The 11,214-nt window shown below is 55.4% G+C and carries 13 protein-coding genes; 5 read left to right on the plus strand and 8 right to left on the minus strand.

Annotated features, from left to right (window positions below):
• Nucleotides 1-178: 178 nt before the first annotated feature.
• Genes NZ705_11755 through NZ705_11765 form a run of 3 tightly spaced genes read right to left on the minus strand, consistent with a single transcriptional unit; the run spans nucleotide 179 to nucleotide 4,074 of the window.
• Entirely contained in the window at nucleotides 179-583 is a 405-nt protein-coding gene (locus NZ705_11755; GenBank protein ID MCS7293618.1) for a hypothetical protein, read from the minus strand.
• A 32-nt stretch (nucleotides 584-615) separates the two neighbouring features.
• Nucleotides 616-1,956, minus strand: a complete 1,341-nt coding sequence (locus NZ705_11760) for an ArsB/NhaD family transporter (protein ID MCS7293619.1) — start codon at nucleotides 1,954-1,956, stop codon at nucleotides 616-618.
• 57 nt (nucleotides 1,957-2,013) lie between these two features.
• Nucleotides 2,014-4,074 carry an RNB domain-containing ribonuclease gene (locus tag NZ705_11765; protein MCS7293620.1) on the minus strand — a complete coding sequence of 687 codons (2,061 nt, stop codon included), beginning with the start codon at nucleotides 4,072-4,074 and terminating at the stop codon, nucleotides 2,014-2,016.
• Nucleotides 4,075-4,216: 142 nt separating this feature from the next.
• Between NZ705_11765 and NZ705_11770 the strand changes: the two genes are divergently transcribed.
• Nucleotides 4,217-4,894, plus strand: a complete 678-nt coding sequence (locus NZ705_11770; GenBank protein ID MCS7293621.1) for a DUF1670 domain-containing protein — start codon at nucleotides 4,217-4,219, stop codon at nucleotides 4,892-4,894.
• Here NZ705_11770 and NZ705_11775 read toward each other — a convergent pair whose 3' ends face one another.
• Nucleotides 4,895-5,461 (minus strand): DUF4126 domain-containing protein, encoded by a 567-nt coding sequence (locus NZ705_11775; protein MCS7293622.1) that lies wholly within the window; start codon nucleotides 5,459-5,461, stop codon nucleotides 4,895-4,897.
• Between the two features lie 69 nt (nucleotides 5,462-5,530).
• On the opposite strand from NZ705_11775, the gene NZ705_11780 reads away from it, so the two are divergent.
• On the plus strand, nucleotides 5,531-5,848 hold the full coding sequence (locus NZ705_11780) for a hypothetical protein (protein MCS7293623.1): 318 nt from the start codon (nucleotides 5,531-5,533) through the stop codon (nucleotides 5,846-5,848).
• 225 nt (nucleotides 5,849-6,073) lie between these two features.
• On the opposite strand, the gene NZ705_11785 is transcribed toward NZ705_11780, so the two are convergent.
• The 4 genes from NZ705_11785 to NZ705_11800 form a co-directional block, all read right to left on the minus strand.
• Entirely contained in the window at nucleotides 6,074-6,886 is an 813-nt protein-coding gene (locus NZ705_11785; protein MCS7293624.1) for a thiazole synthase, read from the minus strand.
• A gap of 37 nt (nucleotides 6,887-6,923) precedes the next feature.
• Entirely contained in the window at nucleotides 6,924-7,724 is an 801-nt protein-coding gene (pstB, locus tag NZ705_11790) for a phosphate ABC transporter ATP-binding protein PstB (GenBank protein ID MCS7293625.1), read from the minus strand.
• 124 nt (nucleotides 7,725-7,848) lie between these two features.
• The gene (locus NZ705_11795; protein MCS7293626.1) at nucleotides 7,849-8,349 is read right to left on the minus strand and encodes a hypothetical protein; all 501 of its coding nucleotides are present in this window, start codon (nucleotides 8,347-8,349) and stop codon (nucleotides 7,849-7,851) included.
• Nucleotides 8,350-8,351: 2 nt separating this feature from the next.
• Complete coding sequence (locus NZ705_11800; protein MCS7293627.1) at nucleotides 8,352-9,422, minus strand: ParM/StbA family protein; 1,071 nt, start codon at nucleotides 9,420-9,422, stop codon at nucleotides 8,352-8,354.
• A gap of 92 nt (nucleotides 9,423-9,514) precedes the next feature.
• On the opposite strand from NZ705_11800, the gene NZ705_11805 reads away from it, so the two are divergent.
• The 3 genes from NZ705_11805 (at nucleotide 9,515) to NZ705_11815 (ending at nucleotide 11,064) form a co-directional block, all read left to right on the plus strand.
• Nucleotides 9,515-9,910 (plus strand): ATP-binding protein, encoded by a 396-nt coding sequence (locus NZ705_11805; protein MCS7293628.1) that lies wholly within the window; start codon nucleotides 9,515-9,517, stop codon nucleotides 9,908-9,910.
• A gap of 117 nt (nucleotides 9,911-10,027) precedes the next feature.
• Complete coding sequence (locus tag NZ705_11810; protein ID MCS7293629.1) at nucleotides 10,028-10,663, plus strand: cofactor assembly of complex C subunit B; 636 nt, start codon at nucleotides 10,028-10,030, stop codon at nucleotides 10,661-10,663.
• Between the two features lie 26 nt (nucleotides 10,664-10,689).
• Nucleotides 10,690-11,064 (plus strand): hypothetical protein, encoded by a 375-nt coding sequence (locus tag NZ705_11815; GenBank protein ID MCS7293630.1) that lies wholly within the window; start codon nucleotides 10,690-10,692, stop codon nucleotides 11,062-11,064.
• Nucleotides 11,065-11,214: the final 150 nt, after the last annotated feature.

An 11,214-nucleotide genomic window follows, 5' to 3' on the forward strand; every position in this document is an offset into this window, starting at 1 on the left:
TTTGCTTGTTCATTGACCGCAGGAGCGCCTTGCCAATTGAACGTTCGTACAGCCCACAAGGTTGCTGCAACACCACCCATCATACCGATGAGTAGCATAACCGCCAAACCCCAAATAACATTCAGTTGAGGTTTTGTACCGGACATAGTCAAACCGCCACGCCCCGCGCACTCCTATTTTACCGAGAAAGTCCCAAAACCGTGCGCACCTGCGTTAACAATTCCTGTTCCCCCTGGGCTATTCCATCCACCGCTAAAAATTCTTGTAACTTTTGGTAAGCATCCCGCCGAGCGTCTGGTGTCGCTAAACGGTCGCGAATGGATTGCAGCAGTTGCCAACGCGCCGGCAAATTTTCATAGGCTGTGCGGATTCTCGGCATATTGCTTTGGATATAAATACTCAGCGCCATTCCCGATTCCCAGGGCATATCCAGCAACTGGTCATGAATCACATCGGTTTCTGCCACGGACAACCGGTGATCAACATACATGCCCAGCAACAACAAGTCCACCAGGGCTTCCCGTTGTAATTGCAGTGCTGGTTGGGGTTCCTTTTGTAGCAAGGCCCGTAAACGTGCCCACATAACGATTGTTCCGCAAAGCTGCCTCTACTCTACTAGAAAAGGAAAAAGCGCACAACTACAAAAGCAGACACGGCGACTAACTGGGCCAACATCACCGGTATTCCATAGGTCAAAAAACCTCGAAACGAAATCCGTCGGCCATGCTGCTCCGCAATCCCCGCCGCCACAATATTGGCTGAAGCCCCTACCAACGTCCCATTGCCACCCAAGGTCGCTCCGTACATCATGGCGTAAAACAATGGCAATACCGTATCAGGAAATTGCCCATCAAACCCCGGTTTCAACACATCAGCAGGGGCCAAGCCCACATCTACGACATATTGCTTTAGCAAGGGCACCATGGCAGTTACTAGAGGGATATTTGGGATGACGCTCGAAACCAAACCTACAAAAAAAATTAAAACAATCGAACCTAGCAGAATATTCTGACCGAGAATCATACTCAAAATCTCGGATAAACTCTTGATAATGCCGCTTTTTTCTAGGCCGCCAATCAACACAAAAATGCTCATGAAAAAGATAAGCGTACTCCAGTCCACATCCCGAAGAATGTTATTGACTGTGTCAATGCCGCTGTGATGACTGAGGAGCATCGCCAGAGTCGCGCCCATTAATGCCACCGCTGCCGGGGAAATTTTCTGGGGTAGCGATTCACCCACCACAAACATCGTTAATACAAAAACAACAATAACAATGCCGACGGATAAGACAGTGGGATGATTCACAGTGGGATGGGGCAAAACATCCAGATTCTCCAACTTCTTGCGCCAGATTTTGGGGAACAAAAACGGCAACATGAATACGATCACAGCAATGGCGATTGCCCCACCTAAACTTAAACGCCAGAAGTAATCCATAAAACTCAAGTTAATGGCATCTGCCACGATATAGGTAGCCGGATCGCCAACCATGGTTAACAAGCCCGCGGAATTGGCAATCATCACCATCAGGATTAGCAAGGGTACAAAGTCCACACCAATGTCCTGAGCAAGGGGGGGTATCAGTGGCGCCAGCAACATCACCGTTGTCGCATTGGGCAATACTGCGCAGACGGGTGTGGTAATCGCCACGACTCCCAAAAGTAAATTCCGGCCTTGCCCCTTGCCTAACAGCACCATTTGGGCCGCTAGATAGTCAAAAATTTTGGTAGGTTCAAAGGCCCGCACCAGCACCATGACCCCAAAAAACAAGGCCAGTGTGTTGTAACTGCGCCCGATGTAGCCAATGGCTTCCCCGAGGGTCATGACCTGGCAAAAGACGAGCACCATGGCACCCAACAGGGCAGCGACGGTCAGGTGCATCCACTCAGTGACGATCAATGCCACTACAGCCAGAAAGGTGATGCCTGCAACTGCAACTTGCCAGCTTTCCATAGGCGCTCCACCAGAGGGGCAAATTGCCGCTACCTTAACAACTTGTCCTGGGTGCCGTCAACTGAGAATTTCTGCCCCTGATAAATTGGCCTCTTGACCAGCGTTGATTGGCTCCGGCGGCAGCACCAAATCTACCTGCTGGCGGTAGTAATCCACTTCTTTGACCACCACATCAATTTCCATCCCAACCGCATACGTAGCATTGGTACGCCGACCCACTAGCGCCTGTTGTTGTGGCCGGAATTCGTACCAGTCATTGCGCAGAGCAGTGACGTGGACGCGTCCTTGGAGGGGCGTTCGCTCAATTGCCACAAAAAACCCGTAGGATTCCACGCTCACGATTAAACCGCGCACCTGTTGCCCCGGCGACAACCGGCAGCGGTGTAACCACAACAAATGCTCGTAGTCCTCGCGGGCCTGGCGGTGGAGCCGTTCCCGTTCCTGCCACTGGGACAAGATTTGTTGCGCCTGGGTTTGTAATTCCTCTTGCACCGATGGGGGCAACACCGGCCAATCCACCCGCCCATGGCACTCGCTGCTGCGCAAGTCCACGGTTTCCTTGGAACGGGAACTTTTGCGGTCCTTTCCTTGGGTGAATAGCGCCCACAGTACCCGCTGGTTGAACAAATCCGTGTACCGGTCTAGCGGCGCCACCCCGTGTAGGTAAGGAGTCCACCCCAAGCCAAAATGCTCCCCCGCTTGCAGGCTGTCAGTCGGCGGCTTGAGGATTTCTAGAAATAGCGTTTGCAACAACGGCGCCAGCTCGTGGGACTGGATCAAAGGCAACAATGTCGTCACATCCAAGGTCTCCGGCACCGGCAACCCCAGCGTCTGCAGTAGGAAGCGGTACCGTTGCCAGGCGTCGGGATCGGGGGGTGGTTGCACGCGGAACAGTCCCGGCAGTTGCAAGGCTTGCAAATGGCGCGCCAGCAGGTGATTTGCCAATAGCGCCACCGCTTGGGCCAGCCGGGCAGCAGGGTCGTTTTCCTGGCGGGGCAAACCGCTCGGGTGTTCATCTGGTAAGGGGTAGGCACCAGACATGGGCAAACCCACTCGCTGGCCAGTGCGTTCCACCCAATCCGTCACACTGGCAACCACTTCCAACGGCGGTTGGTCATCCACCCGTACCCAGCCGGGTTCTAGGCGATACGTCCCCACCTGGCCTGCGGCGTCCAACTGCACCCACAGGGAAATGCTGGGCCACTCTGGTCCCAAATTCACGGGAGGGGTCATGGGATAGATGGTATTCCCCAAACCAAAGGTGGCTCCCTGTTGCCGGGCGTACCAATCCACGAGGGTTTCTGGGGAGATGTAGGCGGTGCCATCGGGAATGTGAATCCCCAAACGCCCTGATTCCCACGACACAGCCAGCTTGCCCAAGCCCCAGGTCGCCAAGTGCCGGTAATCTTGTCGCGGCCAGTCGCTAGGAACGCACACCAATTCCGCAGGCAAGCCCGCCGGTGGGTTCGGAACCAGATTATGTTTACATAACACCAGCAGGGACGGGTCAGCGCTCTGGGCATCGGGGCCTAACACCTGTTTAATCACTCCTTGAGCGGGTAACTGAGCCAGGGGGTAACGCGCTATCCTGACGTACACCAGTTGGTCCACCCACTGACTTACCTCGTCACCCGGCAACGCCACCGTGATATTCAACCGGTCATCCATCGGTTTGGCAACATAACCGGTATCGCTCGGCTTCACTTGGGCGACCAAAGCCGTGATTGCCCGCTCCAGCACCAGGAACACTTCTCCTTCGGGACTGCGGCGGTTGCGGCCTTTGCGCATGACCTTGACCAACCCCCAGTCACCGTGCCAAGCAGTACCCAGATAACGGGCTGGGATATAGATATCAGCAGCGCCAGGTTCCTCCTGAACAGCCCAAAAACTGCCCCGTGAAAAGCGTAACCGCGCCTTGACCACATCCGGCATCGGTACCCGCCGATATTTACCAAACTCCTCCGTGACCAGGGATAATTTGGTTAAGACATCCAGGGCAATTTTAAGCCGCAGCCGGTCACTTTCCGTTTCGCAGAACAATTTTTTGGCCAAGACCTTGGGAGCAATGAGTTTATCTTCCGGTAAGTTGCCCAAAAGTTCTCCAATTGAAAATGGCATGGCTCATCCCATCCGTCCTGTGTTTCACTTTATCATCGCCTCTACCTGATCTTGGCAGATTCTCAGCCTCTTGCTAAGATTGTGGGAAAAGATATAAGAATTCCCACCACCAATCCCATTCGCCAGCCCCAAGGAGTGCCCCATGGATTCCGTGCGTCCTGAGAGCGATACGCAGATTGACAGTTTCCCGGTGGAGTTACTAGAAGACCGGTATCAGGTGGGTCACAACGCCTTGTACAACCGGCTCAAGGGACTGGGCATCAAACCCTTCAAGGTGAGTCGGCGGGCCTACATCACAGCCCAGGAGTTGGAGCGATTAGACCGGCTACACGAATTTTTGCAACAGGGGGGCACCATCAATGACTTTTTAGCCCAAGACCCCAATCCCCCCGCTGATTTAAGCATCAACCGTTCCGAGGTTCCGGTCAATCTCACCCACTTGATTGGAACCGTAGCCGATGCAGTGGCGGGCGCTGTTGTCAGTAGTATGCGTTCAACCGCCGGTGTTATCGCCGATGCGGTGGCTCAGCGTCTTGCCCAACTCAAAACCACGAGCGACCCGTTGGAATACTTGCGCACCCTGGAGGAAGCCTATCGCAATGGCTGGATTCTCAGCACATCAGAAGTGGCCTATTTGTTGCGGGTGGCGCCCCGGACGATTACCGAACACGGGGAACAGTTTGAGGATTCGGGTTTTATCTTCAGGCGGGTGGGGAAAAAGCGGGGAGAAGTGGCCTGGCGGGTCGCTAAACCTGGTGATTTGCCGCCGCCGGAGCGTTATCAACCCATGGACCCCCAAACCGGTTATCCCCAGTGGTAATCAATCCGGGCCTTGGGGACGCCGGTGTTGTTGAAATTGTCGTTGCCATGCCTTCGCCGTGCGTAACGCCAGCCATACCAACATGAGGGCAATCAAGCCACCCTGGGTTGGGGCTTTCAGCGCAAAAATCGCCAGCAAGGCGCACAAACCATCTTGCGTGAGCACGACCCAGAGGGGAAAAGTACCCCGGCGGTACAGCCAGCCCACCTGTACCAGTTGCAGCAGCAATGCCAGGGCAGCACCAACATAGCCCATCAAGTTCTGGAAACCAGGGGGCATTTTCATCAACTGCGCCGTCACGACACCCAATAGCCAACCCACCGGCGGACTCAACACGACCTGCAACGGTTGCTGCAACCGCACACCCCAGGGATGCAATGGCGCTATGAGTTCCCACACTGCCCAGCTCGTTAACAGCCCCAAGGTCAGCGCCGGCGACCAGCGTCCCACCACGGGAATTTGTTCCCAGGCTTCTTCCCGTTGGAGCACCAAGATCAACAACAGCGGGAATGCCAACCGAAATCCCCCCGCCGCTGCGGCTGCCAATACGGCCAGTACCGCTGCCATGACCGCCCATTGCACCCATGCCACTGAAAATTTAAGATATGTCAGGAAATCTGAAAGTTTCTCCTGCCTATGACGACCGCTTGGCAAGCCTGGGCCAACCTACTGGAGCAACGCTTGGACTACTACCGGCAGTTCTACGGCGCCTACAACCACAACCCGCAGCAGTGGGAAGCCGAACACGGCGCTTGGACTGTTTTCGAGCACTGTGAAAAGGCGCAAGTTTTGGGAGAGCTTGGTCAAATCCTCACCTTGTTGCAACGACAAACGCTACATGAAGGCCAACTCGATACTCCCGGTGATGTGGAGTATTATTCCACCGTCAAAGAAGCACTCCGGGTCATCCGGCAATTTCTAGAACAACACCCTCCCCGTGCCGTCCCTAACTAAGCTGCTGGAGCATAACAATTAGCGGTTTACCTACGGATAGCTAAACTACCTTAGGTTGTCAGAAAAAGAACTAACAACGGGACGGTGCCCTGCGACCTCAAGGATGACAAAGATAACCTGGCAATAACTAAGCAACTTGAGGGTGTCTTATGAACGGTCGCAAAGGGGTACCGCCGCTTTCAGTTCTTTATCATGTGTTGATGCTGAATGCTTACGAGGCCTACCTCACTCCACCCGCTGGGTCATGGGGGAACTCGGCGTGGCATAGGACTTGACCGGTATCCGCCCAGCAAGAAACGCGAGACGTCCAGCTTCCACTGCCAAACGCATGGCTGCTGCCATCCGGGGCGGGTCCTGCGCCTGGGCAATCGCAGTATTGATGAGAACTGCCTGCGCCCCCATTTCCATCGCCTGAGCTGCTTCACTGGGGGTACCAATCCCAGCATCGATCACCACTGGCACTTTCGCTTGCTCGATGATGATGGCGATGTTACTGGCGTTGCGTAACCCCTGCCCCGAACCAATTGGCGACCCCAAGGGCATCACCGTCGCGCACCCGACTTCCTCCAACTGGCGGGCCAATACTGGGTCAGCGTTGATGTAAGGCAAAACCGTAAAACCTTCTTTCACAAGCTGTTCCGCCGCCCGCAATGTGCCAATCGGGTCTGGCAATAAATATTTGGGATCGGGGATGACTTCCAACTTGACAAAATTATTGTCCTCTTGCCCCAGCACCTTGGCCATTTCCCGCCCTAAGCGCGCTACCCGAATCGCCTCTTCTGCTGTGCGACACCCTGCTGTGTTGGGCAATAACCACAAACGACGCCAGTCCAAGGCTTCTACCAATCCAATGTGACCAGGCGCTTGGTCCTGCACTCGCCGTACAGCTACCGTCACCATTTCACAACCACTGGCGGCAATACTAGCTTGCATTTCCGCAATGCTGCGGTACCGCCCTGTACCCGTAAACAACCGCGACCGGAAACATTTGCCGCCAATACACAGCTCATCAAGCGCTGGGGCTGCCGTTGCCACCATGCTTAACCTGGAAAAGGAACGGCTCTATTGTAACCGTTTAACCGAACCGCCCGCCGACGTAGGCTTGGGTCGCTTCCTGGCTGGGTTGCTGGAAAATTTTAGCCGTCACGTCATACTCCACCAGCTGTCCCGTGCGACTGCCTTCTTTCATTTCCACGTTGAAAAAGGCCGTGTAATCCGACACGCGCGACGCCTGCTGCATGTTGTGGGTCACAATCACAATGGTGTACAGGTCCCGCAGCTCCTGCATCAGGTCTTCAATCCGCCGAGTGGAAATGGGGTCAAGCGCCGAGCAGGGTTCGTCCATCAAAATCACCTCTGGCTGCACGGCTACCGCCCGCGCGATACACAACCGCTGCTGCTGCCCGCCCGATAGCGCTGTCCCTGGCTTTTTCAACTTGTCCTTCACTTCATCCCACAGCGCTGCTTGCCGCAAGGCCCGCTCCACCAACTCGTCCATATCTCCCTTGTAACCGTTGATGCGCGGTCCGAAGGCAATGTTCTCGTAAATGCTCTTGGCGAAGGGATTGGGCTTTTGGAACACCATGCCAATCCGCCGCCGCAAGGTTACCGGGTCGACAGAGGGGTCGTAGATATTCTTACCGTGAAACAGGATTTGCCCCTCTAAGCGCGTTCCCTTGATAAAGTCATTCAACCGGTTGAAACACCGTAGCAACGTGCTCTTGCCACATCCCGATGGGCCAATAAAGGCCGTAATCCGGTTGCGCTTAATGGGTAAATCAATGTTGCGGAGCGCCAAAAACGAGCCATAGTAAAAAGCGTCTACCTTGGCGTGAAGAATAATATCATCGCTAGGCGTCCCCGTTTGTGTTCCCATCACTGGCTCCTTGCAACCTCAATGTGCACACCCAACCGTACAGGCAGATTTTAACCCAGATAGCTCGCTTTTAGTATATGAACCAATATCCCCATCCCACGGTTAAATTTCGGTTAAATTTGGGTTAAAAATCGTCTCCCAGGAGGGCGCCCAGTTCGGCGATCAGGGGGTCGGCAACGGTGGTCGGTTTTGGCGGCGGAGGGGGCGGCGGTGGTTCGATGGGTTTGGGGGTCGGAGCCAGGTGTTGCCGGATGAGAGCTTCCACATCGGCTCGGGTCAGCCAGGGGCGTTGTTGCAATTCCACAACTGCCTGCTCTAACCGTTGCAGACGTCGCTCCAGGTCACTGGGTGGGGAAGCTTGCAGGCGTTGTTTGACCCAGTCACTGAAACTAATCCCCTGGGCGGCGAGTTCGGCATCCAATTGCTGTTGCAGGGCTTTTTCTTCGGGGCCAAACGTGACGCTGTAGGAATGCCCTGCTCCCTGGACAAATTGCCGTAGCGCGATTTTGCAGAGTTCACCAAAAGCGATTTGCTGAGCTGCCGCCCGGCGGTCAAGTTCCTCCAGGAGTTCAGCGTCCTCCGGGGTCGGGTAAAAGGTAATCGAGCGACTCACTCGTTTGCTCAACCCTACGCCCCTTTATCTTTACTCAATTGCACTTGCCCATAGATATATTGTCCCAAAGCGTTGGCTGTACGGGTGGGTTCAGCCAGGTGGGGCGTTAAACCATATTCCCGCAGCAGAGGCGCGAGGTCATTCCAGAAAAACTCCCCGCCGCCGCCGGTGATGATGACATCTGTAACTTGACTAGGCAACCACTGGCGGATGCGCTCCCACAACTCCCGGGCGAAATTGGCGCGAATGCGGGGGAGAATGTCGTCCAGGTCGATGGGTTTTTCCCCGCGTGGTCGGTAAAACCGTTGACCTTCCGGGCGATGCACAGCCTCAATCAGGGTTAAATCTTCGCTGTCAGCCCCTTTGATCTGAGCGGCAAGTTGTTCATAGAACTGGCTCATGCCAAATTGTTCGCTGCGGGAGGTGCCACGGGCGAAATGAAATTTATCCACCTTGAGCATGTCGGTTGTCTGGTGACCAATATCGATCACCGCCACGTGGAGGTTGACTAGCGATTTTTCTTCGGTTCTCTTGCCTGCCGCTTTTTCTTTTTCCATCATTTCTTTTTCTATCTTGTGGCACCAGACCAAACTGCCATACCCTTCTGGCATCACCCAGACTTTCACCACATTGACGGTAAAGTTGCGACCGCGGTAGGCCAGGGCGTGGGGGGCTTGGAGTTGGGCCACCAATTGGCGTTTTTCCGTGTCAAATTGCTCCTGTGAAAGGTAGGGCAACCCCAGGGAAATTGCTAGATCGCCGCTCAACTCGAAATACCCAATGCAGGCAAAGGTTTTGACCAGGGCGTCCTCGATTTTCGATTGCCCCACCCCCAACCCTGCCCCAAAATCTGCTGCCAGGTGACCAATTGCGTAAGCCCGCCCCTGGTATTCCACCCACATATCCCGCAGGGGGTCGCCGCCTTCAAATCGCCCCTGTCGTACTTGTTCCAGGGTGAGTTTGGCGACGTTGGCAGGAATCACTAATACTTCGTTCGGGTCACTGCTGATGCAGGTCTTGATGGCGGTGCGTCCCAAGTCCACACTTAAGAGGGTGGGGGAGCCGACAAATTTACTGGTGGTCATAGCCAGAAATACCATTTACAGCTAAGGATAGCACCCAGCCGCCGGAATGCTAAGCTAAGCATAGCACCCTGTCGTCATCTGACCCAATCCCTGTGCGCCTGCGGCAACTGACGCTCAGTTTTCCTTCAACGCTTTACCTGAGTCCGGTGTTAGATTTGCTGCTGGCAGATGTACCACCGGAATTGCTGCCCCTGGTGCGGTTGGGATTGCAGGAAGCGCTGGTCAATGCGGCGAAACACGGCAACAATCTGGACCCTAGCAAGACGATTCGGGTGCATTACGAGGGCCGGGCGGACGGCTGGTACTGGGTGATCGAAGACCAGGGGCCGGGGTGTCCCCGTGACTGTGATTGTTTACCAGAAGGGCCGGAGTGGTCGTGGGAATCGGGCCGCGGTTTGTATATCTTGCACCAAGTTTTCGACCGGGTGGAGTGGTGTGACCAGCGACAACGGTTACATTTGACCAAACGCTTGCCGGAGGCCCGCTGATGACATCCCATGGCCCAACGCTGGCACTGGCCGCCTTCGAGCTGTTGGAGAATGGCAACCAAAACAGGGCTTGGATAAAGTGTTCTTAACGTGAGCAACAATAGCAGGCTGAAAGTCATGCGGGACTGGCGCTGGTTGCCGTTGGTCGTTGGGAGTGTCGGGGGACTGGCGTTGCTGGTCAATCGCAGTTTAACCACCTCTCTTACCCCCGCCCAAACCCGCGCTGATGCCCTGGGTATTCTCCTGAGCGCTGTGCTAATCCTCACTGGTCTCCTGTGGCAACAAATACAACCCAAACCAGCCGAAGCGGTTGAATTGGTGGGGGTCAATGGCTTCGAGATGCCAGCGGATTTGCCGACGTGCATTCAACAGGAACTAGCCTGGTTATCCCATACCCTGCTCACCACGACGCCGACCAAAACGGTAGTGGTTTATTGGGATGGTCAAACCTATTTGCGGCGGGGCATCTTGGGGCCACAAGCGCAGGTGCAACCGGGGCCGATCCTCCAACGGGTCTTGGCGCAACAAAAACCGGTGTATCTGGTGGATTTGCAGCTCTATCCAGGGCGGGTGGAATTTGCTTACTTACCCCCGAATACCCAGGCAGTGATTGTACAGCCAATGGCTGGCCGGGGGGTGCTGGTAGTGGGCGCGAACTGGCCTCGCTGTTACACGCAGCAGGAGGAAAGCTGGATTGCAGCGTTGGCTGATAAACTGGCGGTGGTACTGGCTACCCAGGGAGTGCGCTCATGAGACGAATGGGGCTGTCTATTGGTCTAATGGCGGGGTTGCTATTGGGCTGGCCAGCTGTGCTGGCTGGGGGTTCCAAACCGACATCACTGGTTGCCAGTCAAAATCCCCGGGGGCTGCGGGTGAGTAATCGCAGCAAGCAACCCCTGCGGCTGGTGTTGTTGGCCCGCAAACCTGGCGGTGGTTACCAGGAACCGGTGCACTGGGACTTTGCGCCGGGGGAAGGGGAGCGAGAGGGATTGATGCTCAGCCTGCCGGAAGGGCCGTTGGCGCTGCAACCGGGAGATATTCTGGTAGCGTTTAGCCTGGATGGTTCACGGCGGTACTGGGGACCGTATGTGGTGGGAAGTACCAGCAAACCCACTCGACCCAATGAAAATAGCGATTGGCAACTGATCTTGTGATAACTTTGTCCTAAATTTTTCACCCGGACGCGGAGACGTCATGCTAGGCTAACGGCAGGAGTGGGAGAGGACAGCGTGACGGAGACGACCAAGGTTCCGGTAGCGGTGGTGGGGGCATCCGGTTATGGCGGGGTACAGCTTGTGCGCCTG

Source organism: Gloeomargarita sp. SKYB120 (assembly GCA_025062155.1).
Lineage (GTDB): Bacteria > Cyanobacteriota > Cyanobacteriia > Gloeomargaritales > Gloeomargaritaceae > Gloeomargarita.

What these genes read in the sequence shown, in the direction of transcription:
- pstB (MCS7293625.1), bottom strand. Translation starts at nt 7,724, where the DNA reads ATGGGAACACAAACGGGGACGCCTAGCGATGATATTATTCTTCACGCC.
- NZ705_11810 (MCS7293629.1), top strand. Translation starts at nt 10,028, where the DNA reads ATGCGGGACTGGCGCTGGTTGCCGTTGGTCGTTGGGAGTGTCGGGGGA.
- NZ705_11815 (MCS7293630.1), top strand. Translation starts at nt 10,690, where the DNA reads ATGGCGGGGTTGCTATTGGGCTGGCCAGCTGTGCTGGCTGGGGGTTCC.
- NZ705_11760 (MCS7293619.1), bottom strand. Translation starts at nt 1,956, where the DNA reads ATGGAAAGCTGGCAAGTTGCAGTTGCAGGCATCACCTTTCTGGCTGTA.
- NZ705_11780 (MCS7293623.1), top strand. Translation starts at nt 5,531, where the DNA reads ATGACGACCGCTTGGCAAGCCTGGGCCAACCTACTGGAGCAACGCTTG.
- NZ705_11765 (MCS7293620.1), bottom strand. Translation starts at nt 4,074, where the DNA reads ATGCCATTTTCAATTGGAGAACTTTTGGGCAACTTACCGGAAGATAAA.
- NZ705_11775 (MCS7293622.1), bottom strand. Translation starts at nt 5,461, where the DNA reads ATGGCAGCGGTACTGGCCGTATTGGCAGCCGCAGCGGCGGGGGGATTT.
- NZ705_11785 (MCS7293624.1), bottom strand. Translation starts at nt 6,886, where the DNA reads ATGGTGGCAACGGCAGCCCCAGCGCTTGATGAGCTGTGTATTGGCGGC.
- NZ705_11770 (MCS7293621.1), top strand. Translation starts at nt 4,217, where the DNA reads ATGGATTCCGTGCGTCCTGAGAGCGATACGCAGATTGACAGTTTCCCG.
- NZ705_11755 (MCS7293618.1), bottom strand. Translation starts at nt 583, where the DNA reads ATGTGGGCACGTTTACGGGCCTTGCTACAAAAGGAACCCCAACCAGCA.
- NZ705_11800 (MCS7293627.1), bottom strand. Translation starts at nt 9,422, where the DNA reads ATGACCACCAGTAAATTTGTCGGCTCCCCCACCCTCTTAAGTGTGGAC.